The organism is Nocardia sp. NPDC020380 (assembly GCF_044386975.1).
Classification (GTDB): domain Bacteria; phylum Actinomycetota; class Actinomycetes; order Mycobacteriales; family Mycobacteriaceae; genus Nocardia.
In genome coordinates, this window is the sequence record NZ_JBIRVQ010000004.1 from 372113 (window position 1) to 397922 (window position 25810).

The 25810-nt window shown below is 66.9% G+C and carries 28 protein-coding genes and 1 riboswitch; of the genes, 13 read left to right on the top strand and 15 right to left on the bottom strand.

All coding sequences use genetic code 11. The annotated features are described in order from the left end of the window. Positions 1 to 29: 29 nt before the first annotated feature. The 3 genes from ACH438_RS12485 to ACH438_RS12495 all read right to left on the bottom strand — a co-directional run bounded on the left by ACH438_RS12485 (position 30) and on the right by ACH438_RS12495 (position 2775). Positions 30 to 455 carry a response regulator gene (locus ACH438_RS12485; protein WP_397004312.1) on the bottom strand — a complete coding sequence of 142 codons (426 nt, stop codon included), beginning with the start codon at positions 453 to 455 and terminating at the stop codon, positions 30 to 32. Between the two features lie 273 nt (positions 456 to 728). Further along, the gene (locus ACH438_RS12490; protein WP_397004314.1) at positions 729 to 2474 is read right to left on the bottom strand and encodes an NRAMP family divalent metal transporter; all 1746 of its coding nucleotides are present in this window, start codon (positions 2472 to 2474) and stop codon (positions 729 to 731) included. Between the two features lie 118 nt (positions 2475 to 2592). Then, positions 2593 to 2775 (bottom strand): hypothetical protein, encoded by a 183-nt coding sequence (locus tag ACH438_RS12495; protein WP_397004316.1) that lies wholly within the window; start codon positions 2773 to 2775, stop codon positions 2593 to 2595. A gap of 253 nt (positions 2776 to 3028) precedes the next feature. Continuing rightward, positions 3029 to 3200, bottom strand: a riboswitch (M-box (ykoK) riboswitch). Between the two features lie 191 nt (positions 3201 to 3391). Here ACH438_RS12495 and ACH438_RS12500 point away from each other — a divergent pair. Both ACH438_RS12500 and ACH438_RS12505 read left to right on the top strand, forming a co-directional pair. Further along, positions 3392 to 4726 (top strand): magnesium transporter MgtE N-terminal domain-containing protein, encoded by a 1335-nt coding sequence (locus tag ACH438_RS12500; RefSeq protein ID WP_397004318.1) that lies wholly within the window; start codon positions 3392 to 3394, stop codon positions 4724 to 4726. A 146-nt stretch (positions 4727 to 4872) separates the two neighbouring features. Continuing rightward, complete coding sequence (locus ACH438_RS12505) at positions 4873 to 6468, top strand: NRAMP family divalent metal transporter (RefSeq protein WP_397004870.1); 1596 nt, start codon at positions 4873 to 4875, stop codon at positions 6466 to 6468. Here the strand turns inward: ACH438_RS12505 and ACH438_RS12510 are convergent. Next, positions 6454 to 6897, bottom strand: coding sequence for an SgcJ/EcaC family oxidoreductase (locus ACH438_RS12510; RefSeq protein WP_397004320.1), 444 nt, complete (start codon positions 6895 to 6897; stop codon positions 6454 to 6456). The genes ACH438_RS12505 and ACH438_RS12510 overlap by 15 nt on opposite strands. A 95-nt stretch (positions 6898 to 6992) precedes the next feature. On the opposite strand from ACH438_RS12510, the gene ACH438_RS12515 reads away from it, so the two are divergent. Then, entirely contained in the window at positions 6993 to 7457 is a 465-nt protein-coding gene (locus ACH438_RS12515) for a MarR family winged helix-turn-helix transcriptional regulator (protein ID WP_397004322.1), read from the top strand. 8 nt (positions 7458 to 7465) lie between these two features. On the opposite strand, the gene ACH438_RS12520 is transcribed toward ACH438_RS12515, so the two are convergent. Beyond that, positions 7466 to 7891, bottom strand: a complete 426-nt coding sequence (locus tag ACH438_RS12520; RefSeq protein ID WP_397004324.1) for a hypothetical protein — start codon at positions 7889 to 7891, stop codon at positions 7466 to 7468. Positions 7892 to 8714: 823 nt separating this feature from the next. Between ACH438_RS12520 and ACH438_RS12525 the strand changes: the two genes are divergently transcribed. Next, on the top strand, positions 8715 to 8924 hold the full coding sequence (locus tag ACH438_RS12525) for a hypothetical protein (RefSeq protein WP_397004326.1): 210 nt from the start codon (positions 8715 to 8717) through the stop codon (positions 8922 to 8924). A gap of 18 nt (positions 8925 to 8942) precedes the next feature. Then, positions 8943 to 10220: a YhgE/Pip domain-containing protein gene (locus ACH438_RS12530; protein ID WP_397004328.1), complete on the top strand. Its 1278-nt coding sequence runs from the start codon at positions 8943 to 8945 to the stop codon at positions 10218 to 10220. Here the strand turns inward: ACH438_RS12530 and ACH438_RS12535 are convergent. Next, on the bottom strand, positions 10215 to 10829 hold the full coding sequence (locus tag ACH438_RS12535; RefSeq protein ID WP_397004330.1) for a TetR/AcrR family transcriptional regulator: 615 nt from the start codon (positions 10827 to 10829) through the stop codon (positions 10215 to 10217). The genes ACH438_RS12530 and ACH438_RS12535 overlap by 6 nt on opposite strands. A 97-nt stretch (positions 10830 to 10926) precedes the next feature. Here ACH438_RS12535 and ACH438_RS12540 point away from each other — a divergent pair, with 97 nt between their 5' ends. From ACH438_RS12540 to ACH438_RS12560, 5 genes are read left to right on the top strand one after another with little or no spacing between them, the layout of a single operon-like run. Further along, positions 10927 to 11808, top strand: coding sequence for a metal-dependent hydrolase (locus ACH438_RS12540; protein ID WP_397004332.1), 882 nt, complete (start codon positions 10927 to 10929; stop codon positions 11806 to 11808). Positions 11809 to 11822: 14 nt separating this feature from the next. Then, entirely contained in the window at positions 11823 to 12851 is a 1029-nt protein-coding gene (locus ACH438_RS12545) for a PDR/VanB family oxidoreductase (protein WP_397004334.1), read from the top strand. 21 nt (positions 12852 to 12872) lie between these two features. Then, complete coding sequence (locus tag ACH438_RS12550) at positions 12873 to 14366, top strand: flavin-containing monooxygenase (RefSeq protein WP_397004336.1); 1494 nt, start codon at positions 12873 to 12875, stop codon at positions 14364 to 14366. A gap of 2 nt (positions 14367 to 14368) precedes the next feature. Continuing rightward, positions 14369 to 15295 carry a short-chain dehydrogenase/reductase gene (locus ACH438_RS12555; RefSeq protein ID WP_397004872.1) on the top strand — a complete coding sequence of 309 codons (927 nt, stop codon included), beginning with the start codon at positions 14369 to 14371 and terminating at the stop codon, positions 15293 to 15295. Continuing rightward, positions 15292 to 16002, top strand: a complete 711-nt coding sequence (locus ACH438_RS12560) for an SDR family NAD(P)-dependent oxidoreductase (protein WP_397004338.1) — start codon at positions 15292 to 15294, stop codon at positions 16000 to 16002. The genes ACH438_RS12555 and ACH438_RS12560 overlap by 4 nt, the downstream gene beginning before the upstream one ends. A gap of 6 nt (positions 16003 to 16008) precedes the next feature. Here the strand turns inward: ACH438_RS12560 and ACH438_RS12565 are convergent, their stop codons facing one another. Genes ACH438_RS12565 through ACH438_RS12580 form a run of 4 tightly spaced genes read right to left on the bottom strand, consistent with a single transcriptional unit; the run spans position 16009 to position 17962 of the window. Further along, positions 16009 to 16971 (bottom strand): NAD(P)-dependent alcohol dehydrogenase, encoded by a 963-nt coding sequence (locus ACH438_RS12565; protein WP_397004340.1) that lies wholly within the window; start codon positions 16969 to 16971, stop codon positions 16009 to 16011. Further along, entirely contained in the window at positions 16971 to 17195 is a 225-nt protein-coding gene (locus ACH438_RS12570) for a helix-turn-helix transcriptional regulator (RefSeq protein ID WP_397004342.1), read from the bottom strand. Before ACH438_RS12570 ends, ACH438_RS12565 begins: the two co-directional genes overlap by 1 nt. Then, positions 17189 to 17500: a hypothetical protein gene (locus ACH438_RS12575; protein WP_397004344.1), complete on the bottom strand. Its 312-nt coding sequence runs from the start codon at positions 17498 to 17500 to the stop codon at positions 17189 to 17191. Before ACH438_RS12575 ends, ACH438_RS12570 begins: the two co-directional genes overlap by 7 nt. Positions 17501 to 17542: 42 nt before the next feature. Further along, positions 17543 to 17962 (bottom strand): 4-oxalocrotonate tautomerase family protein, encoded by a 420-nt coding sequence (locus ACH438_RS12580; RefSeq protein WP_397004346.1) that lies wholly within the window; start codon positions 17960 to 17962, stop codon positions 17543 to 17545. Positions 17963 to 18060: 98 nt separating this feature from the next. Between ACH438_RS12580 and ACH438_RS12585 the strand changes: the two genes are divergently transcribed. From ACH438_RS12585 to ACH438_RS12595, 3 genes are read left to right on the top strand one after another with little or no spacing between them, the layout of a single operon-like run. Beyond that, entirely contained in the window at positions 18061 to 18630 is a 570-nt protein-coding gene (locus tag ACH438_RS12585; protein ID WP_397004348.1) for a TetR/AcrR family transcriptional regulator, read from the top strand. Positions 18631 to 18689: 59 nt separating this feature from the next. Further along, the gene (locus ACH438_RS12590; RefSeq protein WP_397004350.1) at positions 18690 to 19550 is read left to right on the top strand and encodes an LLM class F420-dependent oxidoreductase; all 861 of its coding nucleotides are present in this window, start codon (positions 18690 to 18692) and stop codon (positions 19548 to 19550) included. A 48-nt stretch (positions 19551 to 19598) separates the two neighbouring features. Beyond that, positions 19599 to 19970 carry a MerR family transcriptional regulator gene (locus ACH438_RS12595; RefSeq protein ID WP_397004352.1) on the top strand — a complete coding sequence of 124 codons (372 nt, stop codon included), beginning with the start codon at positions 19599 to 19601 and terminating at the stop codon, positions 19968 to 19970. Here the strand turns inward: ACH438_RS12595 and ACH438_RS12600 are convergent. The 5 genes from ACH438_RS12600 to ACH438_RS12620 are packed head-to-tail and all read right to left on the bottom strand — an operon-like array spanning position 19967 to position 25804. Next, the gene (locus ACH438_RS12600) at positions 19967 to 20779 is read right to left on the bottom strand and encodes an amidohydrolase family protein (protein ID WP_397004354.1); all 813 of its coding nucleotides are present in this window, start codon (positions 20777 to 20779) and stop codon (positions 19967 to 19969) included. The two genes, ACH438_RS12595 and ACH438_RS12600, sit on opposite strands and share 4 nt — an antisense overlap. 15 nt (positions 20780 to 20794) lie before the next feature. After that, a complete protein-coding gene (locus ACH438_RS12605) occupies positions 20795 to 22063 on the bottom strand; it encodes a cytochrome P450 (protein WP_397004356.1) in 1269 nt (422 codons plus the stop codon). After that, complete coding sequence (locus ACH438_RS12610) at positions 22045 to 23367, bottom strand: FAD-dependent oxidoreductase (protein WP_397004358.1); 1323 nt, start codon at positions 23365 to 23367, stop codon at positions 22045 to 22047. Before ACH438_RS12610 ends, ACH438_RS12605 begins: the two co-directional genes overlap by 19 nt. Further along, entirely contained in the window at positions 23364 to 24584 is a 1221-nt protein-coding gene (locus ACH438_RS12615; protein WP_397004360.1) for a cytochrome P450, read from the bottom strand. The genes ACH438_RS12610 and ACH438_RS12615 overlap by 4 nt, the downstream gene beginning before the upstream one ends. After that, positions 24581 to 25804: a cytochrome P450 gene (locus tag ACH438_RS12620; RefSeq protein ID WP_397004362.1), complete on the bottom strand. Its 1224-nt coding sequence runs from the start codon at positions 25802 to 25804 to the stop codon at positions 24581 to 24583. The genes ACH438_RS12615 and ACH438_RS12620 overlap by 4 nt, the downstream gene beginning before the upstream one ends. Positions 25805 to 25810: the final 6 nt, after the last annotated feature.

Below are 25810 nucleotides of genomic sequence, written 5' to 3' on the forward strand. Positions count from 1 at the left end.
CCTGCCAGAGAGCGAATTCGCTGCTGGCGCTATTGTGCCGCAGCGCTTCCGGTTGCCAGCCGCGCGTGGATCCGGCCCAGCAGGTCACCGGTGCGGAAGGGTTTTCGCAGGTAGTCGGAGGCGCCCGCGGCCATCGCCAGATCGATGACGGCGGCATCGGTTTCGGTCGAGATGATCAGAATCGGCGCCGCGGTGCTCAGCCGCATTTGGCGGCACACCTCCGAACCATCCAGATCCGGCAGCACCAGATCCAGTAACACCAGGTCCGGGTGCCAGAGCGGGATGGCGGCCACCGCCTGCGCGCCGGTGGGCACGCGTAGCGAGTCGTAACCGGCATGCGCCAGCACGAGCACCGCCATCTCCGCGTTCGCGGGATTACCCTCGACGATCAGCACCTTGGCCGGTGCGGGCGAGCATTCGTGTCGTTTCGCGGGCGAAAGTTGATTTCGAGTCATGACTGTTCTCTTCACTGGCTGGTCCCCGACCCTTGCCATCCGCGTCACGTCATGCGATCAACGGAACTCGACGCTATGCCCTCCCGCAACCATCCAGCAATAGCACCGTGAGAAAAACCCGCCGGAAAAGACGATTGCGACCGTTTCTTGATCATTGGTTGCCCTTCCGGCGATTTTCGGGTCTCGCTGACACCCGAAACGAGATCGGATGCTTACCCCGGGTTTACCCGAAGGGCGGCCGGGCGAAACGTTGCCCGGCCGCCCGCGCGGAGATCAGCTACCGATGGATTGGACGATCTTCACCACCACCAGTACGACAGCCACGGCAAGATAGCCGCGCAGCGCGATCATGCCCGCCAATCGCCCGGTGGAGAATTCCGGCCGTTCCAAAGTGTCCAGGGCGGGAGTCCGCCAAGTGTCGCGGTCCACCGCCCGGATCGCCTTGCGCTCGGCCCGGCTCAGCGGCGTCGAATCCAGTTCTTCGACCTGATCCGGATCCAGGCCACCGAGCTCGGCGGCCGTACGCTCGATCTCCCTGCGCCCGTTGCGATTACCGGTCAGCACCATCAGTACGCCGCCGATGATGCCGACCAGCGCACCGGCACCGAACCCGATTTCGAGTGTCTCCGTGGACAGGTCGGGAAAGAAGGTGCTGGCCGTCAGCGCCAGCGACAGCAGTACCAGGGTCCACACGATCACGCCGGCGACGACGTTCTGCCGCACCGAGTTCACCCATGGCCCGAGCACCGCCTTGTCATTGCACAACAGCACCAGGAACACCGTGGCCGAGGGCAGCAATACACCCGCCAGGGCCTGCACACCCTGAGTCAGCAAACCGAGAACATGATCGGGGCTGAACGCCACCGCACCGGCAACCGCGAGCAGCGCCGCGTAACCGGCGTAGAACACCGGCGCCTCGGTAATCTTCCAGTGCAGCGAATGCCGCTTGCCCAAGGTATCGCCGAGCGCATAAGTCGTGGCCAGGCCGACGGCATTAGCGCCGACGAGTGAGGCATCCAGCAACAGGATCGCGAACAATGCACCCACGGTCTTGCCCATATGGTCGTGCAACCCCTGCGCCACGGCGCCCGCATCGGTGAAGTTACCCATGACCTCGGGCGGCAGGCCGAAGGCCGCCGCCGCCATGAGCGCGACGGCACCGATCATCACGATCACGATGCCGACGATCAGGTCGTAGCGCTCGAACTTGATCCAGCGCGGGGTGATCCGCTTGTCGACGATATTGGACTGCTGGAAGAACAACTGCCACGGCGCGACCGTCGTGCCCACGATAGCGACGATGAGCAGCAGCAATGTCGAATTCAAACCACCCGGCAGCGACGGAATGAGCCCCTTGGCGGTCGCCGTGACGCTCGGGTGCAGCATGAAGACCAGCGGGAACAGCACAATATTGATCGCGATCAACGCGAACAGGAAACGCTCCCAACGCCGGAACGAACCACCCGCCACGACAGCGAACAACAACACCGCTGCCAGCGGCACCGAAATCGACTTGGGCAGGCCGAAGTAATTCAGTGCCGTGGAGACGCCGATGAATTCGGTGACGATGGTCAGCGCGTTGACGATGAACAGGTCACCGACGCTGAACGCGCCCCAGAACTTGCCGAAGCGATCGAAGATGAGCCGTGCGTGTCCCACGCCGGCGACCGCGCCCAGGCGGACCACCATTTCCTGGTTCACGTAGAGCACGGGGATGAGCAGTACGAGGGTCCAGACCAGGGCCATCCCATAGTTCTGACCGGCGTTCGTATAGGTGGTGACGGCGCCCGCGTCGTTATCGCCGACCATGACGATCAGCCCGGGTCCGAGGACCGCGAGCAACATGCGGAACCGCTGCCAACGGGTCCGGCCTTCGGCGGTGTCGTGCTGACCGATGCGGCCCAGCGCGCCGACGATATCGCCGACGTGCGCGCTGTCCATGACAGCGCCGCCCGGGGCGGGGTTGTCTTCGGCAGTGGAGGTATTACGGCGATTCCCGCCGGCGGAGAACAAGGCCATGACCGTTTCTCCCTCTCTGAAATCAGTTGTGGCACTTACAGCTTCAGGACAGCCGACAGCCCGGGACGGGGTGATACGCGCATGTTCACCCAGGCCCGGGACTGCCGGCCGCTACCCGCTACCAGTGGTAGGGGTGACCGCCCAGGGAGGCGGTGTAGAGAGCTGCCCGAGGCCGGGCGGCCCGCATATTGACGCGCTCCTGCTCGGTGAGCCGGGCGCGGGTCCAGAATCGGCGGAGGATGCCGTTCAGCGCGACGGACGGGGATACGTGGTCGCGCGCCGGGAAAGCGATTACTGCCATGACTTGCTCCTTGGCGTGAAGCCAACCGCCGCAAGGTTTTCCGGGCACGCCGAAATCGGCCGACGGTCGATTACGCGGTGCGTCAGGCGTTCGGAAAGCCGCAGCAAGCTGGGTACGAAATGTGCCGAGCCCTACTCGGGTACGGGTCATCACCGTTCACTTCTCGTCCCTCACCTCCTTGCTGCCGTGACGTACGGGGACGTCGCTACGGGTACGCCAGTACGCAGGGGGTGATCCCGCCGGATCGGCGGGTGAGGCACCCCTCTCGTCAGAGCTTCGGCACTGCACGACGTATCCCACTACGCGGGAAGCCACCTGGGGTAACCCCTTAATCCGGGGAAACCTGTCCTGATCCTGGGCGTCTCTCGACGTCGTCGGATCAGTGGCCTGTGTTCGTACAGGAGCCTCGCCTAGCGAGGTGCTGACAACACATAGTGAACCCGCTATGTATTGTTCGTCAAGTCGGGCAACGGGTTTCCGGCCCGGCCGAACTGCGGTGTTTCGTTGGCCTGTCGGATGCTCGGTGTTGAGACAGAATTCGAGAGATGGCACCAGCCGGGGTGCAAGGTGTGGCCGTGGTCGCCGGTTTTCCGGGGACGCCGAGACAGGAGCTCATATGACCGAACCCACCTCGCAGCCGAGTGCGCAGCCGGTTGCGACCATCCATCTGTCGCAGCTGCTGAAATCCCCCGTCATCGCGGGATCCGGCGAGTCCATCGGCCGCGTGGACGATCTGATCGTGCGCCTGCCCGGCGGTGACGCCTATCCGCCCGTGACCGGTGTGGTCGTGGGCGTGGGCGGGCGCGAGGTGTTCGTTTCCGCCGAGCGCATCGCCGAGTTCGGCGCGGATCGGATCGTCTTGTCGGTCAACAAGGTCGACCTACGATCGTTCGAACGCCGCGACGGTGAAGTCCTACTGAAGGCCGATATTCTCGGCCACCGGCTCATCGATGTCGCGGCCGCGGAACTGGTCCGCGCCTACGATGTCGAACTCGACGAGACCCCCGAGGGCTGGGTGCTGGCCCGCCTCGACACCCGCCGCCCGGCCCGTTTCTTCGGGCTGCTCAAATCCTCCGGCGGGCATGCCTCCCGGGATTGGAAGGCCTTCGAACCGCTCATCGGGCACAGCCAGTCGATGACCATTCGCGGGGTGAGCGCGCGTGTGCGCGGGCTGAAGCCCGCCCAGATCGCCGACCTGCTCGAGGATGCCGACAAGCACGAGCGCGGCGAGATCCTCGACCAGGTGCACGGTGATCCCGAGCTGGAAGCCGATGTGTTCGAGGAACTGGACTCCGACAAGTCCAGCCGCCTGCTCGACGCCATGTCCGATTCCGAGGTCGCGGCCCTGCTCGGCCGCATGCGCGCCGACGATGCCGCCGACTCCATCATGGAACTGCGGCAGTCCCGCCGGCGCCGGGTGCTGGACCTCATGCCGGCCGGGCAGCGGGTCAAGGTCATCACGCTGATGGGCTTCAACCCGGACAGCGCCGGTGGCCTGATGAATGTGGACGTCGTCTCCTGCACACCCGATTCGACCGTGGCGCAGGCACTCTCGATCATCCGGTCGGCGCACGCGCTGCAGCCCGAGGCGCTGCTCAAGGTGCACGTGCTCGATGCCGGGCGGCTGGCGGGCGTGGTCTCGGTCATCGCCCTGCTACAGGCCGAACCGGACAGCGCCGTCACCGACATCATGGACGCCGATCCGGTGCGCATCGCGCCCGATGCCGACCTCACCGATATCGCGCTGCTGATGGCCGACTTCAACCTCTACATGCTGCCCGTCGTGGACGACGAGGATCGCGTGCTCGGCGTGGTCACCGTGGACGATGTGCTGGAGGACATCATTCCCGACGACTGGCGGCGCCGTGAGCCCGCGCCGCGGCCGGCGCGCGAACCGGCCCCGACCGTCAAGAACCCCACCCAGAACTCGGACGGCGCGGCGCAGCTATGACGAATACTTCCGAAAACCGCTCTGTACCAGTAGAATCCGAGCCGAGAACCGAGAGACCGGCCGCCCCGGCCACGGACAACGCCGCGCCCGCCGAAACCGCACCGGCCGCCCGCGCCCCGAAGGCCGCCGCGAATCGGCAATCGGCCGTGCTGGATTCGGCGCACCTCGGCGATATCGAGGGCGCCTTCGGGCGGATCAAGGTCGGCGATACCGAGCATTCCCGCACCTTCAAGACCCGCATGCTGACCCTGCTCGCCATTGTCGGCCCGGGCCTGATCGTCATGGTCGGCGACAATGACGCCGGTGGCGTCGCCACCTACGCCCAGGCCGGGCAGAACTACGGCTACAGCCTGCTGTGGGTGCTGCTGCTGCTGATTCCGGTGCTGATCGTCAATCAGGAGATGGTGGTCCGGCTCGGCGCGGTCACCGGTGTGGGCCACGCCCGGCTGATCAACGAGCGCTTCGGCCGCGGCTGGGGCTGGTTCTCGGTGGGCGACCTGTTCATCCTGAACTTCCTCACCATCGTCACCGAGTTCATCGGTGTCAGCCTGGCCGCGGGCTACTTCGGCGTCTCGAAGTACATCGTGGTGCCGATCGCGGCGGTCGCGCTGGTCGCCATCATGGCCAGCGGCAGCTTCCGGCGCTGGGAGCGGGCGATGTTCATCTTCATCGCCTTCAGCGTGCTGCAGATTCCGATGCTGCTGCTGTCGCATCCCGACTGGGGCCGGGCGGCAAAGGATTTCGTGGTGCCGGGCGTCTCCGGTGGCATCACTTCCGATGCCGTGCTGCTGATCATCGCCATCGTGGGCACCACGGTCGCGCCCTGGCAGCTGTTCTTCCAGCAGTCCAATGTGGTCGACAAGCGCATCACGCCGCGTTTCATCGGCTACGAGCGCGCCGACACCACCATCGGCGCCTTCGTGGTGGTGATCGGTGCGACCGCGATCGTCATGACCGCGGATTTCGGTGCGCGGGCGACCGGTTCGGTCGGCAAGTTCGTGGACGCGGGCGATATCGCCCGGGTGCTCGGCGACGCGCACCACGCCCTGGGTTCGATCTTCGCGATCGTGCTGCTGGACGCGTCGATCATCGGCGCGGCCGCGGTGACGCTCGCGACCAGCTACGCCTTCGGTGATGTGTTCGGCATCAAGCATTCGCTGCACCGCGGCTTCCGCGATGCGAAGCAGTTCTATCTGTCCTACATCGCCATGGTGATCGTGGCGGCCGCGATCGTCCTGATTCCCGGCGCGCCACTGGGTTTGATCACCACCGCCGTGCAGGCGCTGGCCGGGCTGCTACTGCCCAGTGCGAGCGTGTTCCTGCTGTTGCTGTGCAACGATCCGCAGGTGCTGGGCCCGTGGGTGAACAAGACCTGGCTCAATGTGGTGGCCGGGTTCATCGTCGGTGTCCTGCTGCTGCTCTCGGGCATTCTGATGGCCACCACGCTGTTCCCGAACCTGAACGTGATCAGCACGGCCGAGTATCTGGCGGTGGCGCTGGTCGTGCTGGCGATCATCACGGTCGGCGTGCTGAAGTTCCTGCAACGACGCGCTCCGGCCCCGCCGGCCGCACCGAAATTCGATATGGCCGAGCGGGATTCCTGGCGGATGCCGCCGCTGGCCCTGCTCGAACCGGTGACCTGGTCCTCCGGGACGAAACTCGGCATGCTGGCCCTGCGCGGCTATCTAGTCGTCGGTGCGGTCCTGTTGGTGGTCAAGGCCGTTCAGCTAGGCCGGGGCTGAATCCTTACCCGCGAACAGGGTATTGAACAGCCAGCTGTACTTGGTGTTGTGGAAGGCGGCGAATTCCCATTCGCCGTCCCTGCGCACCGCCACATAGACGTTCACCTTGGTGTTGAACCGGCCGCGCCGGCGCTTGCCCTTCACCAGCGCCCCGCGGCCGTGCGCCACGGCGACATCCGGTGTGACGAAACGCAATCCGGTGAGCTCGCCGTCCATGCGCGTGCCCTCGAGGTACTTCTCGAACAGCGGCGTGTGGCTCGCCTCGATGGCCGCCCGCCCCTTCAGATGCTGACCGAACCACGTCACATAGTCCGCATCGGGTGCGAAGACCGCGGCATAGGCCACCGCGTCCCCCGCTTCCCAGGCCTGGTTGGACCGATCGAACAGGGCCCGGACGGCGGCTTCGTCGGTGAGCTGCTGTGTGGTCATGACATCCCCTCGAACAATCTGAACGTTTCATCAAGTGAATCAGGAAGTAGTTGAATGAATAAGATATTGTCCCGATCAGACTAAGCTGTCAAGTGATGACCACGACACACGATCAGCTCGGCGCCGCGTTGACCGCCGCCGCCCAGCGCAGCGCCACCGATGCCGTCATGCTGCACGGCGCCATGGCCGACAAGCTCGGCCTGCATGTGACCGATCTGCGCTGCCTGAACCTGCTACGGGTAGGCGGACCCGCTACCGCCGGGGAACTCGCCCAGCGCACCGGGCTCACCACCGGCGCCATCACCCGCATGATCGACCGTCTGCTGGCCGGCGGATTCGTCCGGCGCGAGCACGATTCCAAGGACCGGCGGCGGGTCATCATCACCGCGCAAGCGGACCGCATCGATGAGATCGCACCCCATTACGAGGTGCTGGCAAGGGAATTCGCCAAGATCGCCGATGATTACACCGACGAACAGCTGGCGCTGCTGCTGGAAATCTTCAACCGGCTGCACGAGACTTCCGTGCACGTCACCGCGCTACTGCGCGAAAAAGGCTGAACTGCTTTTCAATTCGCCCGGCTGTAGTTGAATCGGCCGCCGCTCTGGTCGAGTGAGGTGAACGAGGTGACAATCGTGCCCGGAGCGGCGCAGTAGAAGGTCGTGGTCTTCACCATTCCGGTCGCATTGGCCGGGGCTCCGGGTCCTTTGGCGTCCATTCGGAGACTGGCCGTGAAGCCGCCCGAGGGAATGACCGCGTAGATCCCGCTGCCGTTACCGTGCTGTGCGCTGCGGAAGGTTATGCCGCCCGCGCCGTCGAATTGCAGGACATTGCCGGCTTCTTCCTGCGCCGCGAATTCCCCGCGGTAATCCCCTAGGTCGGCGCCGCACAATCCGGCGGCGTTCCCCACGGGCGCCAGCGCCGACATCCCCGCGCCGAGCGCAGTTCCAGCCGTCACCACCGCGGCGATCCTCGACACCGCACGCACGCCCATGACCTGCCCTTCCCCTCGGCGACACCTGACAACCAACTGAACAGCACGGATCGCCACGTCAGCGGTAGACACGCCGGACCGTTATGTGAAAACAGTGCGTTCCGACTAAATGTGAAAACGGTTTATTCCGTCCGGTTACGCCCTTGCACGGCAAGCGATTTCAATGCCGCCCACACCCCCGACCCGGCCGCGACATTCCGAGAAAGCCGCATTACCGCGAAATACGTTGAGCTGGTTGTACCGTCGTAGCTCATGACGCAAAAGAAGCTCATCGGCCTGCTTGTCGGTGCGTTCGTTTGTGCCGCCGTGTTCGTGCTGAATCCATCAGCTGCGTGGGGTTCGGGCGACATCGGAGGCGGTCCCTCAAACGGCCCAGGAGCCTCCCCCGGCGTCCCCTCGCCCGCCGGAAATGGTCCGGCCGGACCGGGCGGCGTGGGTCCGGCGCCGGAAAGGATCGTTCCCGTTCCGCCGCCGGCCGGAGGATTGCTCTGCCCCACCCTCTGAAATCGATATCCCTCGAACTGTCCATCCATCCGAAACAGCGAATTCCGACGACGCAATCGCTACCGAATCCGAAGCGCCCCCGCATGATTCCACGCGGGGGCGTATTTCTTTCTCCGCGCTGGCCTGGGCGACCCTCCCCGGCCGTGCCGATCCGGGCCCGGCGACCGCCCGGCGAACTCGGAGTGACCTCGCTCACCTCCCCGGCGACTTTTCCGGATTCCTTACGCCCATGGAACTTTGGGCTATTACGCAGCGTAGTAGCTTCTGGCATCATGGATGGATGGCAACCTGTGCACCCACCGAGGAGAGGGAAAGGCTCATGGACGACATCGACTGCGCCGTCCCGTTGTCCGCGATCCACGTCCAATGGTCCGATCCCGAGGACGCTTACATCGCGCGCACCGAGCAATTTCCCGGACTGATCAACGCCGATCACTGGTCTTCTCTCGCGGCCATCAACGGCCTGCTGGACAAGATCCACGAGCGGGTCGGCGACACGCGGGTCCAGCACAGGGCGAGCCACCCGTAGAGCCGTTACCGTGCGGCCATGACCATGCGCAAGCGGGTGCGGATGTGGGTCGGGCCGATGGTGGTCATCACCCTGCTCATGTCGCTGCTGGGCACCATGTACCTGGCCTACGTGGTGGACCCGGCCTCGCATCTGCACCGCTTCCCGATCGCCCTCGTCGACCAGGACGACGGCGACACCATCGGCGGTAAGCCGATGAACGTGGGCAAGCAGATCTCCGACGCCCTGCTCGCGCAGATCCCCTCCGACAAGGTCGATCTGCGCGTCATGGGCATCAACTCGGCCCAGCACGACCTGGGCAGCGCGAAGATCTACGGCGCCATCATCATTCCGACCGACTTCACCAAGCGGCTCGGCATCTTCGCCACCGCGAGCGTGGTACCCGGCGATGTCACGCAGCCGACCATCACCGTGAACACCAGCCCGCGCATGGGCTCGTTCTCGGTCTCGCTCGTGCAGGCCATCACCGGCACCGCCTTGAGCAAGGTCAACGAGACCGTCGGGAAACAGCTCGGCGACACGGTGAATGCCCAATTGCGCCAGCCCAACGGCAGCACCACCGAACTCACCGGGCTGAGCCGTTTGATGCTGGCCCAGCCGATCAATGTGCTCACCACGGCCTACCGTCCGCTGCCGTCCGGCACCGGCGGCGGACTGGTGGCCTTCTTCTACGCCATGATGGTGCTGCTCGCGGGCTTCACCGGGGCCATGGTCATCAATGGCATGGTCGATTCCGCGCTCGGCTTCGCGCCCACCGAATTCGGGCCCTGGTACGTGCACTATCCGGCGGCGTCGGTGTCCCGGCTCAAGACGCTGCTCATCAAGTGGGGCATCATCACCTGCACGGCACCCATCGTCGCGGCCATCTATATGGGATTGGCGACCTGGCTGGGCATGCCCATCGATCGCGCGCCGGCGCTGTGGCTCTACACCACCTTCGCCATCATCGCGGTCGGCGTGACCGCGTTGTCGGTGGTCGCCGCCTTCGGCACGGCGGGCCTGCTGATCAACCTGATCCTGTTCATCGTGCTGGGCCTGCCGTCCTCGGGCGGCACGATTCCGGTCGAGGCGATACCGAAATCGCTTGCCTGGCTTGCCGGTTTCGAACCGATGCACCAGGTCTTCCTCGGGATTCGCGCCATCCTCTATTTCGATGCGGGCGCGGATGCGGGCCTGGCCCGGGCGGTCTGGATGACGCTGCTCGGCCTGGGGATCGGATTGCTGCTCGGCGCGGTCGTCACCCGGTACTACGACCGGAAGGGCCTGCATCGCAAGCCCGCGACCGCACAGTCATGAACGCATGAGGATCGGCACGATGTAGTCGCGGGCGAAGGCGGCCAGCGCCTCCTCGGAGTCGGTGTCGATGGCGCCGACGGGCTGCAGGATGAGCGAATGCACCAGCCGCCCGCCCACCTCTACCCGGGCAGCCAGGTCCGGAACATCCGGGATTCCCTTGTCCCGCACCACATCTTGCAGAATTCCGGTGGCGGCCGCGATCGAAAGCGTGAAGAACGGCCCGCCCTCGATGGTCAGTTGCGGCAGCAGCCGTTCGGGTTCGAGGGTGAGCAGCTGCTCCACCAGCGGATGGCTGCGCCACCGCGTGATCACGGTGACGAAGATGTCGACCACCGTGTCCTCGAAAGTCTCGTGCCGCGAAGGGATTTCGCCCAGTTCGGCGAGCAGTCGCCGTATCTCGCGATCGGTCACCGCGCGCACCACGTCATCGCGGGAGCCGATGCGCCGGTAGACGGTCACCCGATCCACCTCGGCCTGGCGGGCGATGTCCTCGATGGTGGTCTTCTTGACGCCCACGCGCCCGAACCGGAGCAGGGCGGCATCGAGGATGCGCTCTTCGATGGCCGGATCGGCCTTGGAGTTCGCCGAGGTGGCGGCGGTGGACGGCACGCCTCGACGCTAGCAGCCAACCCTTCGTTTGCAACAATTTCAGCCATTCTGTAGCTGCAACATTGCAATCCATGTTGTTGCATCGTACGGTCTGGACATGGCTGATACCGGTGCAAAGACGCGCTCCTATCAGGACGAAGAGCATGCGATCCAGGCACGTGACGTCCACTTCGACTTCTCGTCGGTCCCCCTGCACTACATCCCCGGCGAAGTCCTCGCGACCCACGTCACCAATGTCATGCACCTGGTACTGCCCGAAGGCGAACGAGCCATGGCCGCCTGTCTCGCCGAAGCCCTTCCGTTCATCGACGACGAACGCCTGCGCGAAGAGGTCACCGGATTCATCGGCCAGGAATCCATGCACGCCAGCAGCCACGAGGGCGCCCGCCGGCATCTGCAGGACATCGGCCTGGATGTCGAATCCTATGTCGAGAAGATCGCCTGGCTCATCGACCGGGTGCTCGGCGATCACGGCCTGTCGGGGCGCGCCAAGGAGGAATGGCTCAAGGAACGCCTCGGAATGTTCGCGGGCATGGAACATTTCACCGCCGTCATCGGCGAATGGATGCTCGAATCGCGGCGGCTCGAGGAACTCGGCATGGATCCGACGATGCTGGATCTGGTGCGCTGGCACGGCGCCGAGGAGGTCGAGCATCGCAATGTGGTCTTCGACGCCTACATGCATATCGACGGCGGGTACGCGCGGCGCCTGCGCACCGGGCTGCTGGCGAGCGGAATGCTGTTGCCGCTGTTCGTGATATCGACCGCCTACCTGTATCGCAAGGATCGCAGCGCCGACAAGGGGCGGTTCTGGGGGCTGCAGTTCGTGAGCGCCACCGCGCGCGGCGTGATCCCGAGCTTCACCACCTTCTTCACCGAGATGCCCCGCTATCTGCGGCCGGGATTCCATCCCTCGCAACTGGGTTCGATGAACAATGCGCTGCGGTACCTGGCGCACTCACCGGCGGCACGGGCATGAACAGAGTCCTGGAGATGAACCGCGCCGACCCTGCCATGACCGGACTGCGCGTGCTCGGTGCGGCCATGGATGTCTACAAGCGGGTGTTCACCACGCCCGCGCTCGCCCGGCCGCATCCGGTGCGGCTGCGGGGCTTCGATCTCGACGTGGTGGTCGAGGAGGTGTTCGACGAGGCCGAGGACGTGGTGAGCCTGCACCTGAAACGCCCCGGCGGGGAGGAATTGCCGGCGTGGCGGCCCGGATCGCACCTCGACGTGTTCCTGCCCTCGGGCCGGCAGCGGCAGTACTCACTGTGCGGGGATCCCCGTGATCGGCGGCGTTATCGCATTGCGGTGCGGCGCATTCCGGGCGGGGAGGGCGGATCGCCGGAGATGCACGCGCTGGTACCGGGTGACGAGCTGATGATCCGCGGGCCGCGTAATGCGTTCACCTTCATCGAGACCGCGCCGTCATATCTGTTTCTCGCCGCGGGCATCGGCATCACCCCGATCCTGCCGATGGTGCGGGCCGCGGGCCCGCGTGGACGGCTGGTGTATCTGGGCAGGTCCCGATCGAGCATGCCGTTCCTGGACGAACTGCCCGAGCATGCCGATATCCGGCCCGACACCGAGTTCGGGACACCGGATATCCCAGCTCTGCTGGCGCGCGCGGATCCCGGTGCCGCCGTGTATGTCTGCGGTCCCCCGCCGGTGCTCGCGGCCGCGCAGCAGTGCTTCTTCGCGCTCAACCCCACGGGTTCGCTGCACACGGAACGGTTTTCACCGCTGCCAGTGCTCGACGGTCACGCCTTCGATCTCACCCTGGCGCGCACCGGCCGCACCGTGCACGTGGGTGCGCGAGAGACCGCGCTCGAGGCCATCCGCCGGACGCTGCCCGGCGTCGCGTATTCCTGCCGGCAAGGGTTCTGCGGCACCTGCAAGACCCGTGTGTTCACCGGCGAAGTCGATCACCGGGACCGGCTGCTGACGCCCGCTGAACGCGCCGACCATCTGCTCACCTGCGTCTCCCGCTCGGCCGGTGGACCACTGACCCTCGATCTCTGATCTCGAAAGGCTTTCGGTCCCATGACAGACGGTCCCATCCCCCTGCGCGTTGCGCCGGCCACTCCCGAACACCGGCAGATCGTGATTCTGGGCGCGGGTTTCGGCGGTATCGGCCTGGCCGTCAAGCTGCGCGCGGCCGGGTTCTACGACCTCGTCCTGCTCGAACGCGCCGACCGGCTGGGCGGCACCTGGCAGGCCAATACCTATCCGGGCTGCGCCTGCGATGTGCCCTCGCAGCTGTACAGCTATTCGTTCGCCCCCAATCCGGACTGGTCGCGCACTTACGGGCGGCAGCGCGAAATCCTCGGTTATCTGCAGTCGGTGGCCGCCACCCACGATGTGGAGCGCCACATTCGCACCGGCACCGAACTACTCGACGCACGCTGGGACGAGGCGGCGGGGCTGTGGCGCATCGAAACCTCGCGCGGGAAACTCACCGCCGACTATTTCCTCTCGGCCGCAGGCATTTTCGCGGAGGCGAAGTATCCCGAGCTGCCCGGAATGGAGACCTTCGAGGGCACCACATTTCACTCCTTGCACTGGGATCATGAGCACGATCTGCGCGGTGCGCGCGTCGCGGTCATCGGCACCGGCGCGTCGGCGGTGCAGTTCATTCCCGAGATCCAGCCGGAAGTGGCCGCGCTGACGGTCTTCCAGCGGTCGGCACCCTGGATCATCCCGCGCTTGGACCGGCCGACACTGGGTCTGGAGCGATTGCTGTTGCGGCGGATTCCGCTGACGCAGCGGGCCGTTCGCGCGACCTGGTACGGCCTCATCGAGGGGTTCGGCCTGGTCGGCTTCGTGGACAATCGTTTCCGGCATCCGTTCGAACTGCTCGGCCGCCTGCAATTGCGGCGGCAGATCCGTGATGCGGGCCTGCGCGCGAAGGTGACGCCGGACTACATGATCGGCTGCAAACGCGCCATCTTCTCCGATGCCTATCTGCCCGCGCTCGACCGGGACAATGTCGATGTGGTCACCGACGGCATCGCCGAGGTGCGCCCGCATTCCATCCGCACCCGGTCCGGAGCCGAGATCCCGGTGGACACCATTATTTTCGGCACCGGCTTCGAGTCGATTCCCACCGCCTTCGAGCGCATCATCGGCCGTGACGGTCTGTCGATCGTGGACCTGTATCACAAGCAACCCCGCACCTACCTGGGTGCGACCGTCGCCGGGTTCCCCAACTTCTTCTGTACCCTGGGCCCTTTCGGCGCGGCCGGAAATCAGTCCGCCATCTACATGATCGAATCCCAGATCGCCTACATCGTCGACGCCCTGACCACCGTGCGCGATCAGGGTGCACGCCGGGTCGAGGTGCGGCCCGAAGCGCAGGATGCCTTCATCGAGGAGATGCGCCGGCGCAGTGCGTCCACGGTGTGGCTGACCGGCGGCTGCCGCAGCTACTACACCACGCCCGCCGGCGGCAATGCCGGACTGTATCCGGGCTGGAGCTTCGAATACCGTAGGCGTACAAGCAGATTCGATACCAACTCCTACGAGGTGACGGCCTGATGATGCGCACGGTGCTCAATCCCGCGAGCTGGTTCTCCCCTGCCTACGACGTGGCCGGCAAGGTCGTGTTCATCACCGGTGCGGGCCAGGGCATCGGCCTCGCACTGGCCCGGCTGCTGCATGCCCGCGGCGCGCGGGTGATCCTGGCCGATATCGACGAGTTCCTGGCTCAGCGCGCCGCAACGGAACTCGGCGCCCGCGCCTACGCGGTCGGTGTGGACGTCGCCGATCGTGAGCAGATGGAACGGGCCGTCGAAACCATGGCCGGGCAATGCGGCCGGCTCGATGTGGTGGTGGCCAATGCCGGGGTGACGCCGGTGCCCGCCACCCTGCGCACCATGGATCCGGACGATTTCGATCGGGTCATGCGCGTCAACCTCACCGGCGTGTTCAATACCGTGCGCCCGGCCCTCGAGCACATCGTGTGGTCGAAAGGCCATGTCGTGGTGGTCTCTTCGTGCGCCGCCTTCGCCCCCGGTGCGGGTGGTGCGCCGTACATGATCAGCAAGGCCGCGGTCGAGCAGCTCGGCCGGGCCCTGCGCGTCGAGCTGGCCGGTGCGGGGGCCAGCGCCGGGGTCGCCTACTTCGGCATCGTCGACACCCCGATGACCCACGAGATGCTCGACGCCGACGAGCTGGGCCACCGCATCGACGATCTGCTGCCCTGGCCGCTGAGCGTCCGGATCAGCGCCGAGCACGCGGCCCGGACCATTGCCGACGGCATCGCCCGCCGCGCCCCGCGCACCATCGCACCCAGCAGCTGGCAGCCGTACGCCCTGTTCCGCGGCGTGATCAATGTGCTGCTCGACGGCCGGCTCGCCGCCGATCCGTCGGTGCACGAATTGATGCGCGCGATAGAACAACGCCGGCCGACACGGCGGCAAAACCTTGACTTGGAGCGGGCTCGAACTTCTAACGTCGAGCGATGACAACGACACTGGTCACCGGAGCCAACAAGGGGCTCGGATTCGAAACCGCTCGCCGCCTCGTCGCGGCGGGCCACACCGTCTATATCGGCAGCCGCGATGCCGAGGCGGGTGCGCGCGCGGCCGAGGAGCTGGGCGCGCGCTCGGTGCAGCTCGATATCACCGATGACGCGTCCGTGGCGGCCGCGGCGGAAACCATTGCCGCCGAGGGCGGGCTGGACGTGCTGGTCAACAATGCCGGCGTCGCCGGGGAATGGGGTCCCGACAATAATGTGCTCGGGGCCGCGGACCTGACCGTGGACCTCATACGGAACACGTTCGAGACCAATGTGTTCGGGCTGGTGCGCGTGATTCACGCGTTCCTGCCACTGCTGCAGAAGTCCGCCGCGCCGGTGATGGTGAATGTCAGCAGTGGGCTGGCATCGCTGAGCCGGATCAGCACGCCCGGCGGTCCGGGCTACAACTATCCGGGTGTGGCGTACCCGGCGTCCAAGACCACCGTCAATGCGCTGACCATTCAGTACGCGAAGGCGTTCCCGCAGATGCGGATCAATGCGGTGGAACCGGGATTCACCTCGACCGACCTGAACCGCAACAGTGGTGCGCAGACCGTCGAGCAGGGTGCCGAGATCATCGTGCGCATGGCGCTGGTCGCGCCGGACGGCCCGACGGGCGGCTTCTTCGGTAATCAGGGCCCGCTGCCCTGGTAGGGCGAATCAGCCGATGCGCAGGGCGATCTTCCCACGCGGATGGCCGTCGATGAGGTGATCGACGGCCGCCGCGGCCTCGGGGAGGGTGAAGGTGCGGGTCACGCGCGGGATGAGGGTGCCGGCCGTGGCGAGTTCGGTCACGGCCTGCAACGCCTCCGGCCTGGGGAGTGAAAGCAGTACGCGCAGGCGCTGTTTCACGAAGGGCGACCGCAGCTGGGCAGACAGGGACCGTTCCAGCCCGCCGAACCAGCGGCCGCCTCCCTCGCCGCCGCCGAGCACCAGGGCGCCGGAGTCGGTGAGCAGGGCGCGCAGCAGCGGGAGCGGGCGGTTTCCGGCCATATCGAGGATGAGATCGTAACGGCCCGTGAGGTTCTCGCTGGTGTAGTCGATGACGTGGTCGGCGCCGAGTGAGCGCACGAACTCGGCCGCGGACCCGCTGCACACGCCGGTCACCTCCGCGCCGAAATGCTTGGCCAGCTGTACCGCGAGGTGTCCGACGCCGCCACTCGCGCCGATGATCAGCACCTGTTGTCCCGCCTCGATCCGCCCCGAGTCGCGCAGGCCGCCGAGGGCGGTCATGCCCGAGATCGGCAGTGTCGCAGCCTGTTCGAAACTCAGGTTCTCGGGCTTATGGCGGAGGCGGTGGGCGGGCGCGCAGGCGAATTCGGCGAAGGCGCCCGGGGCGGTACCGAGTACCTCGTCACCGGGCCGGAATCCGGTGACCCGCGGCCCGACCTGTTCGACGATGCCCGACACATCCATCCCGCGCACTCTTTGCCGGGGCTTGCGCAGGCCCAGTGCGGGGCGCGAAACGAGTGGCAGACCGGTCATGAAGTGCTGGACGCCGCGGTCGACGCCGGCGGCGCGCACGCGGATGAGCACGCCGTCCTGCCCCACCTCCGGCACGGGAATATCGGTGCAGGAAAGCATTTCGGTGGTGCCGTAGGCATCCTGGGTGATCGCCTTCATCACATTTCTTCTTCCGGGTATTCGAATACCTCGTCCAGGGCGGCGCGGAACACCCGGGCGATCTGGAATGCCACCTCCAAGGACGGCGAATACTTGCCCTGTTCGATGGCGATGACGGTCTGCCGGGTCACCCCGAGCCGATCGGCCAGTTCGGCCTGGGTCATCTCGCCGTTCGAAAAGCGGAGCGCGCGAATGTTGTTGGTCACCTTGGTGGGTTTCACCACGGCCTCAACCCGCGCCGGTAGGCGACGAGTTTGGCGCTCGCGCTCACGATCGCGCCGAGAGTGAAGCCGAGGTAGATCGCATTGGCGATCCAGAACCGGTCCACGTCGGTGAGTGCCAGCACCATGCCGAGCCCGGCGCCGATCGCCACGAAGGCCCCGCCGATCGCCCACAGCAGCGGCGCCGCGTACGACACCGCCGCGAGCGCGGTTTCCCGCGCTCGCAGCAGCACTATCACCAGGTAGATCGCATACGACAGCAAGGCCGTGACCCCCAGGATCCAGGTTCGCTTCTCCTCGTAGGACATTCACCCAGTGTAAAGAATGTTCGACATGATGTGAAGAATCTTTTACATCGCGGCGCCCACGGCGGCGATCAGGGCGTCGCCCGTGTAGGCGACTCCGCCGATCCCCCAAGCCCCTTCGGGCGCATTGAGGATGTTGACCCAGGTGTCGGCCCGGTCATGCCCGGCGATGGCGAGGCGGTCGACGATATCGGTGGCGGCCCGGATGAAGGCCGCGCGACTGTCCGGATCGGGCAGCCCGATATTCGGGAGCTTCAACTCGACCATGACGACGGGCCGATTGCCGCCGCCCGCGTAGACATCCGCGGGGTCGAGCAGGTGGACGGTGCCGCCCACGATCGAGGTGAAGAACGGGTTCCCGGTCGCGCCACTCACTTCGATGAGTGCGGCGGTGAGCTGCGGCAGGATTTCGCGCTCGCCGAGGTCGGTGAGCACGCCACGGGGAGCGGTGACGGTGATGGGCATGGCTTCTCCTGTTCGAATCACTAGTACGCACGTACTAGCTAGCCGAAGTATGCGTTAGGATGGACGTACTAGTCAACGGGTCGACAGGTGGAGGACACGTGGCCGGCGAGACTCGCTCCCGGATGATCGACGCCGCCGTGGGCGCACTGCAGCGCCGCGGTGTGGCCGGGATGTCGTTCACCGAAATCCTCGACGAGTCCGGCGCCGCCCGCGGCGCCATCTACCACCACTTCCCCGGCGGCAAGGGCGAACTCGTCGCCGAAGCGGCCACCCGCAACGGCGCGGACGTGCGGACGGTCATGGCCGCCATCCCCGGCGACACCCCCGTGGCCGTCGTCGAGAACTTCCTGTCCACGGTGCGGCCGGTGGTCGAGGCCTCCGCGGCGGGCGGCGGCTGCGCGGTCGCGGCCGTCACCGTCGCGCCCGATGGAGATGACCTGCGGCGCATCGCGGATGGCGCATTCTCTGCCTGGACCACCGAATTGGCCGCCCGGCTCGCTGCCGCAGGGGTCGAAACTCCCACGGCGGCAGCGAATCTCGCCACCATGCTGATCAGCCTGCTGGAAGGCGCGCATGTGCTGTGCCGCGCTTCCGGCACCGTCGACCCCTTCGACCGCACCGCCGAGGCCGCGATCGCCATGGTGGGCGCCGGCTACCCGGCGGGCTGATCGCGAGAGCGCCGCTCGGACTTGCCTTTACGCCGACGTCAATCTCTAGCGTTGCGGGAGTGGAATTCGCGACCGGCTACAGCACGCCCTTCAACGGCACCGATCCCGACAAGCTCATCGCCTTCGCCCAGCACGCCGAACAATGCGGTTTCGAGGGCCTGTACCTGCAGGATCACATCGCGCTCTACCCCGGCGCGAATTACGGCGGCGGTGAATTGCCCGCCACGCTGCCGTATTTCGATCCGCTCGACGCGTTGAGTTTCATCGCCGCGGCGACGCAGCGAATCCTGCTCGGCACCGGCGTCCTGTTACTCCCCCACCGGCACCCCGTGGTGCTGGCCAAGCGGCTGGCCACCATCGACGTACTGTCCAAGGGCCGGATGCGGCTGCTCACCATCGGAATCGGCGCTCTGCCGGGTGAGGCGCACGCCGCGGGGATCGACTACCGCACCCGCGGCCGCCGGGCCGACGAAGCAATCGATGTGCTGCGCCTGCTGTGGGCGGGTGGCCCGGACGGCGTCAGCCATCATGGCGAATTCTTCGATTTCGAGAACCTCTGCAGTTATCCGAAACCCCATGCGGCGACCAGTCTCCCGATTCACATCGGCGGATCCAGCGAGGCGGCCGCGCGCCGAGCCGGACTGCGCGGTGACGGCTACTTCGCGGGCGGAATGCTCACCGAGCACGAGCGCGATCGGCAGCTCGAAATCGCCCGCGCCACGGCAAAGGAGAACGGCCGCACGGATACCGCTATCGAATACACCCGCTGGGGCGCGAACGATATGTCCCCCGAACGGGTCCGGCAATACACCGAGCACGGTGTCTCCCGGCTCGTGGTGAACTTCGCCGGCGCCGATCTCGCCCAGCAGCTCGATCAGATGTCGGAATTCGCCGAACTCCACGGCCTGACCGCCGTCTAGCCAACCCGGGCTTGCCTTGACGTCAGGGTCAATGTTTACGTTCTGCTCATGAGGATCGGCGAGCTGGCCAAGCAGGCGGGAACGACGACCCGCGCCCTGCGCTTCTACGAATCACAGGGCCTGCTCAGTGCCCACCGCGAGGCGAACGGGTATCGCGATTACAGCGACGGGGATGCCCGCCTGGTCGAGGAGATCCTGACGTTGCAGGCGGTCGGGTTCAGCCTGGAGGACACCCGCCCGTTCGTGGAATGCCTGCGCGCCGGGCACGAAACGGGCGACTCCTGCACGGACTCGATCGATGTCTATCGCCGCCGCCTCGCCGAAATCGATGCACTGCTCGCACAGCTCTCGGCGGTGCGTGCGAGCCTGGCGGACCGGCTCACCGCCGCCCAGGCCAAACACGGCGATTCCTGCTGCTAGAGCCGGAAGATGCGGCGGGCGTTGGCATCCAGATACAGGTCGCGGGTCTCGTCGTCGAGGCCCAGCTCGTCGAGCCCGGCGAGGGCGTGCTGCGGGAAGATCATCGGATAGTTGGTGCCGAACAGGACTTTCCGGCGGCCGCTGCGGGATTTCATGTACGCCACGAGTTCCGGCGGGATGCGTTTGGTCGTGTAGGCCGAGGTGTCGATGACGACGTTCTCGTGCTTGCGGGCGACCGCGATCATCTCCTCGGTCCAGGGGTAGCCGATGTGGCCGCAGACGATGGTGAGTTCCGGAAAGTCCAGTGCCACCTGGTCGATGTACGGGATCGGCCGGCCGGTTTCGGAGGGGCGTAGCGGTCCGGTGTGGCCGACCTGGGTGCAGAAGGGAATCCCGAGGTCCACGCAGGCGGCGAAGAGCGGATAGAAGCGGCGGTCGGTGGGCGGCGTCTCCCACAGCCAGGGCAGCACGCGCAGCGCCTTGAAGCCCTGGTCCTGCACGCGGTGGCGCAGTTCGCGCACCGATTCCATGGGGCGGCGCAGGTCCATCGAGGCAATGCCGAAGAGGCGGTCCGGGGCTTCGGAGGCCCAGTCCGCCACTTCGTCATTGGAGATGAGCACGCCGTCCGGCGCGTGCCAGGCGGAGATGAGCGCCTGGTCCACGCCCGCGGCATCCATGACCGCGAGCGTGGCTTTCAGCGGAATCTGTTCGTCCGGAATGACATTCCCGGTCCAGCGCCGGAGCGAGGCGAACATCTCGTGGGCGAGCATGCGGGCGGTGGGATGCTGCGCCCAGGCATCGACGGTCATGGTCGAATCATCCGCTCATGCGGGCGTGAAGCCCACCTGCAGCGACTCCAGGCCGCGGATGACCACATTGGGCTTGAAGGGCGGGTTCTCCGCGAGCAGCTCCAGCTTGCTCACCTTGCGCAGCACCACATCCAGGAGGATCTCCATCTCCAGCAGCGCCAGCGGCGCGCCGAGGCAGTAGTGGATGCCGAGACTGAAGCCGAGGTGTTTCTTGGCCGGGTTCATGGGATCGGAGTAGCGGGCCACATCGGTGCGGTCCGGGTCGGCGAACACGCGCTCGTCGTGGTTGGCCGAATTGATCAGCACCACTACGCCTTCGCCCTTGTCGAAGTGGTGCCCGGCCACCTCGATCGGGCGGGTGGCGGCGCGGGTGGTGATCTGCACCGAGGGCTCGAGCCGCAGCAGTTCGTCGGGGGCCGAGGCGGTCAGTTCGGGGCGGTCGCGCAGGGCCTGGATCTGGTCCTGGGCGCGCAGCAGGCGCAGCATGCCGGTGCCGACCAGGTTGGCGGTGGTCTCGTGCCCGGCCACGAAGGTGGTGATGCAGGTAGCCAGCAGTTCCTGTTCGGTGAGCACATCACCACGGTCCTCGACCTGCGACAGGACGCTCAGCAGATCGTCCTTCGGGTCGACCCGCCGCTCGTTGAGCAGTTCCCGGAAGTAGCCCATGAATCCGCGCGAGGCCGCGCTGCGGGCCTTGAGGGACTCCTCGGGCAGCGTGTAGTCGTGGTCGAAGCCGCGGGCGAGATCCGAGGACCACTGGTGCACCTGCCCGTACGCCTCCTTCGGCACGCCGATGAGCTCGCAGGCGATGATGAGCGGCAGCGGGTAGGCGATCATCTCGACCAGATCGAATTCGCCTGCCTCCAGCGCCTTGTCGACGAGCTGCTCGCAGAGTTCCTCAATGCGCGGCCGCAGCCGGGTCACCATGCGCGGGGAGAAGCCCTTGGTGACCAGGTTGCGCAGGCGGGTGTGGTCCGGCGGCTCCATCCACAGGAACGAGGTGGGCAGTTCGTCGGCCGCGTTCTCGGGTTTGACGGTCGGGTGCATCATGCCGGCTTCTTCGGCGTGGCTCCACGCGGTGGTGGACAGCACGGCCGCGCAGTCCTCGTACCGGGTGAGCACATGATGCCCGATCGGGGTCTGATGAATGGGCCCGGCATCGCGCAGCACCTTGGCCGCACTGTACGGGTCGGACCGGCCGTCCGGCCCGAAGAGCTGGGCCATTGCGGTCGCGATGGCTGGATCGTTTTCTGTTGCAACGGTGTTCACATGCGGGGCGGCCATGACTGTCCTCCTAGCAGGATGCGTCCCGCCGTGGCCGGATGGGCCAGGGCGGCGGGTGGTTCGACCAGGTGCGCGACGCGCATGAAGGTGCGCGCCACCTGGGGATCGTGGTGTGCGGCGCGATGTGCCCGCGCCACATAGGCATTGGTGAGCCGGGTGCGGAGGGTGCGCGGGCCGGTGACTCCCGGATGGCTCAGATCCGAGGAGGCGGCCAGCCGCCAGGCCAGCGCCACCGGTTCGGCGGCGGTGGCGTAGAACTGCCCGGGCACCAGCACGGGGTCGAGGCCGGCGCGCAGGGTTTCCCGCAGTGCGACCGCTTGCAGCGCCGCCACGGTCATGCCCTGGGCGTAGAGGGGATTGAAGGCGCATTGCCCATCGCCGAGCACGATCAGGCCCGCCGGGACCGCGGGCAGCCGGTCGAAACGCCGCCGCACCGAGGTCCGGAAGCGATAACGCACCGGATCGTCCAAAGGCTCCGAGCCGGTGACGATCTCGTGGATATCGGGCGCGGAGATGGACGCGGCGTAGCTGTGGAAGCCCTCGTGATCGGCGGGTGGATGATCGCCCAGCATGCCCGCGAGGGTGACCAGCCAGCGGTCGCCCTCGACGTGGACGGCGCCGCCGCCGCGGCCGTTGCGCCCGGTGGAGATGATGACCGAGGCCTGCCCGCCCAGCTGGCCGTCCCGATGCCGGTAGTAGCGGGACGCGTAGCCGAGATCGACTTCGAGGCATTCCTCTTCGGGTGGCTGGGCGCCGATAGTGCGCAGCCACTCCATGATTCGCGAGCCGCGTCCGCTGGCGTCGACCACCAGATCCGCCGCCACGACTTCCGGTCCGAGCGCTCCGGTCACGGCGACGCCGGCGATCGAGCGGCTGTCGCCGATCAGGTTCTGTACCGTGATCCGTTCCCGCAGTTCGACATTCGGCAGCTCGCGGGTGCGTTCGCGCAGCACCGCCTCGAGCAGGGGGCGGGTCACGATGACCGAGGTGAGCCCGGTCGAGGTGGGTGTCAGCCGGGCGCCGCCCACATACCATCGGGTTTCGGCGAGCACCTCGGCGGTGTTCGCGCCGCGGCGCACCAGGTCGGCGGTACAGCCCGGGTAGAGCTCCTCCATGACGGCGCGGCCGCGATCGAGCAGTCCGTGCAGGTGCCGGCCCTGCGGGACGCCGCGGTGCACGCCGTCGTCCAGCTCGTCACGGTCGAGAATCGTGACCCGGGAACAGAATTCCGAGAGCACGCGGGCCGCCAGCAGTCCGGCGATGCCCGCGCCCAGCACGACCGCGTGTGTACCGGTTGCGGTCACATTGTCACCGGCAGGGACATGAGGCCGCGGTGGATCTGGCTCGGCCGGTATTCGACGGTGCCGGCGCCCAGCCGCAGTTCCGGGGCGCGCTCGAGCAGCGTCCGCACGGCGGCCTCGGCTTCGATGCGCGCCAGCGGTGCGCCCACGCAGTAGTGGATGCCCAGGCTGAAGCCGAGATGCTTACGGGCGGGCCGGCTTCCGGCGTATCGCGTGACGTCGAAGGTGTCGGCGTCGGGGAAGGCCCGGTCGTCGCGGCCGGCGGAACCGGTGAGCACCACGACGCCGTCGCCGCGCCGGAACTCGCGCCCGCCGACCTCATTGTCCGCCAAGGCGACCCGGATGGTGAACTGGGTGGGCCCGTCGTAGCGCAGCATCTCGTCCAGCGCCGGTCCGACCAGTTCCGGCTGTTCGCGCAGCAGCTGCCATTGATCGGGATTCCGCAGCAGTGCGAGCATGCCGTTGCCGATCAGGTTGATCGAGGTCTCCATGCCCGCGACCAGGAGCAGCAGCGCGATGCCGATGACTTCCGGTTCGGTCAGCATCTCGCCGTCCTCGGCCGCGGCGACGAGTTCGCTGAGCAGATCCGTTGTGGGCGTGTGCTTCTTGCGGGCGATGAGTTCGGCGAAGTGACCCATGCAGGCCATGGCGGCGGCGCCGCGCGCCTCGACCGCGGCGTCATCCAGCAGCGAGTCGGGATCGCTGCCGCGGGCGATGGCCAGCTGCCATTCCCGGAAGCGGGCGCCGTCGGCGGGGTCGGCGCCGAGCAGTCGTACCGGGATCATGGCCACCGCGAGCGGGACGGCCAGGTCCTCGAGTACATCGAATTCGCCACGCGCCACGGCCTTGTCGACCAGATCGTTCACAACTTGTCCGGCGACCGGTGCGAGCTCGCCGATCATGCGGGGAGTGAAAGCCTTGGCCACCAGCTTGCGGTAGCGGGCGTGCTCGGGCGGGTCCATACGCACGAACGAGCCGGGAATCGCGGCGGTGGTGTCGCGGAACGGGCTGATCCCGGCCGCATAACCGTGCCCCCACAGCGGGCTGGTGAGTATCGTCGCGCATTCCTCGTACCGGGTCACGAGCGTGACGGGCACATCCCCCAATTCATAAGGGAACAGCGCCGCCTCGTCCCGCACGCGGCGGTAGGCCGGATAAGGATCGGCCCGGTTGCTCGGATCGAAAGCATCGAAGGTGACTTCAGGGACAGCCGTACTCATTTGCCCTCCAGACGGACGCGCAGCTCGGACATGCCGCGTACGACCACATTCGGCCGATAGGGCGGCTCCTCCAGCAGGCTCAGTTTCGTGACGCGCACGCCGATGGCGTGCAGCACCGTGCTCATCTCCAGCCGCGCCAGCGGCGCGCCCAGGCAGTAGTGCAGGCCCAGACCGAAGGACAGGTGCCGTTCGGTGCGGCGGCCGGGCAGGTACCGGCCGATATCGAAGCGGGTGGGTTCGGGGAAGGCGGCCGGATCGCGATTGGCGGACGCCATCAGCACGATGACCGATTCGCCGGGGGCGAAGGTCCGTTCGCCGACCTCGATCACGGCGTGTGCGGTGCGGGTGGTCAGGTGCACGGGGGCGTCGTAGCGCAGCACCTCGTCGACCGCGGGACCGGCGAGGTCGGGATCCGCGCGCAGCCGCCGGAATTCGTCCTCGTGGCGGATGAGCGCCAGGACGCCGTTGCCGATCAGGTTCACCGTGGTCTCGTGGCCCGCGACCACCAGGATGAGCAGGGTTCCGATCAATTCGGTCTGGGTGAGGCGGACGCCGGCCTCCTCGGCCTGCACCAGCGCGGTGATCAGGTCCGGGCGCGGCGCGCGTCGCCGCTGTTCGACCAGATCGCCGAAGAATTCGGTGAATTCGTGCACGGCGGCGGTGCGGGCCGCGAGTTCTTCGGGCGCGAGCAGCAGATCGGGGTCCAGGCCGCGGGCGATGCTCGCCGACATGACGCGCACCTGCTCGTGGGCTGCGGCCGGGACGCCGAGCAGTTCGCAGATCAGGGTCAGCGGCACCGGATAGGCCAGGGCCTCCAGCAGATCCACCTCGCCGGCCGCCAGCATGCGGGTGAGCAGTTCGTCGACCAGTTGCCGGGCCCGCTCGCGCAGACCGCCGATGGTGCGGGCGGTGAACGCCTTGCCGACCAGTCCGCGCAGGCGGGCATGGTCGGGCGGTTCCATCCAGAGGAACGAGCCGGGCAGTTCGACATCGCTGTCGCCGTGCAGGATTTCGGGTTCCTCGGCGTGACTCCAGCGCGGGTCCAGCAGGATGGCCTGGGCCTCGGCATGGCGGGTAACCAGGTGGGTGTCGTGCGGTCCGGGTACGAAGGACCCGGCGCCGCGCAGCACCGTGTAACTGTCGTACGGGTTGTGCCGCATGTGCGGCGCCACGCTGTCGATGACCGCCAGCTGCACCGGGGTCACGTCCTGGGAAGTCACGGCACG

Excerpts from the sequence above, each read along its gene's own strand:
- ACH438_RS12485 (WP_397004312.1), bottom strand. The coding sequence starts at position 455 with ATGACTCGAAATCAACTTTCGCCCGCGAAACGACACGAATGCTCGCCC.
- ACH438_RS12490 (WP_397004314.1), bottom strand. The coding sequence starts at position 2,474 with ATGGCCTTGTTCTCCGCCGGCGGGAATCGCCGTAATACCTCCACTGCC.
- ACH438_RS12495 (WP_397004316.1), bottom strand. The coding sequence starts at position 2,775 with ATGGCAGTAATCGCTTTCCCGGCGCGCGACCACGTATCCCCGTCCGTC.
- ACH438_RS12500 (WP_397004318.1), top strand. The coding sequence starts at position 3,392 with ATGACCGAACCCACCTCGCAGCCGAGTGCGCAGCCGGTTGCGACCATC.
- ACH438_RS12510 (WP_397004320.1), bottom strand. The coding sequence starts at position 6,897 with ATGACCACACAGCAGCTCACCGACGAAGCCGCCGTCCGGGCCCTGTTC.
- ACH438_RS12515 (WP_397004322.1), top strand. The coding sequence starts at position 6,993 with ATGACCACGACACACGATCAGCTCGGCGCCGCGTTGACCGCCGCCGCC.
- ACH438_RS12520 (WP_397004324.1), bottom strand. The coding sequence starts at position 7,891 with ATGGGCGTGCGTGCGGTGTCGAGGATCGCCGCGGTGGTGACGGCTGGA.
- ACH438_RS12525 (WP_397004326.1), top strand. The coding sequence starts at position 8,715 with ATGGACGACATCGACTGCGCCGTCCCGTTGTCCGCGATCCACGTCCAA.
- ACH438_RS12530 (WP_397004328.1), top strand. The coding sequence starts at position 8,943 with ATGACCATGCGCAAGCGGGTGCGGATGTGGGTCGGGCCGATGGTGGTC.
- ACH438_RS12540 (WP_397004332.1), top strand. The coding sequence starts at position 10,927 with ATGGCTGATACCGGTGCAAAGACGCGCTCCTATCAGGACGAAGAGCAT.
- ACH438_RS12545 (WP_397004334.1), top strand. The coding sequence starts at position 11,823 with ATGAACCGCGCCGACCCTGCCATGACCGGACTGCGCGTGCTCGGTGCG.
- ACH438_RS12550 (WP_397004336.1), top strand. The coding sequence starts at position 12,873 with ATGACAGACGGTCCCATCCCCCTGCGCGTTGCGCCGGCCACTCCCGAA.
- ACH438_RS12555 (WP_397004872.1), top strand. The coding sequence starts at position 14,369 with ATGCGCACGGTGCTCAATCCCGCGAGCTGGTTCTCCCCTGCCTACGAC.
- ACH438_RS12560 (WP_397004338.1), top strand. The coding sequence starts at position 15,292 with ATGACAACGACACTGGTCACCGGAGCCAACAAGGGGCTCGGATTCGAA.
- ACH438_RS12565 (WP_397004340.1), bottom strand. The coding sequence starts at position 16,971 with ATGAAGGCGATCACCCAGGATGCCTACGGCACCACCGAAATGCTTTCC.
- ACH438_RS12575 (WP_397004344.1), bottom strand. The coding sequence starts at position 17,500 with ATGTCCTACGAGGAGAAGCGAACCTGGATCCTGGGGGTCACGGCCTTG.
- ACH438_RS12580 (WP_397004346.1), bottom strand. The coding sequence starts at position 17,962 with ATGCCCATCACCGTCACCGCTCCCCGTGGCGTGCTCACCGACCTCGGC.
- ACH438_RS12595 (WP_397004352.1), top strand. The coding sequence starts at position 19,599 with ATGAGGATCGGCGAGCTGGCCAAGCAGGCGGGAACGACGACCCGCGCC.
- ACH438_RS12600 (WP_397004354.1), bottom strand. The coding sequence starts at position 20,779 with ATGACCGTCGATGCCTGGGCGCAGCATCCCACCGCCCGCATGCTCGCC.
- ACH438_RS12605 (WP_397004356.1), bottom strand. The coding sequence starts at position 22,063 with ATGGCCGCCCCGCATGTGAACACCGTTGCAACAGAAAACGATCCAGCC.
- ACH438_RS12615 (WP_397004360.1), bottom strand. The coding sequence starts at position 24,584 with ATGAGTACGGCTGTCCCTGAAGTCACCTTCGATGCTTTCGATCCGAGC.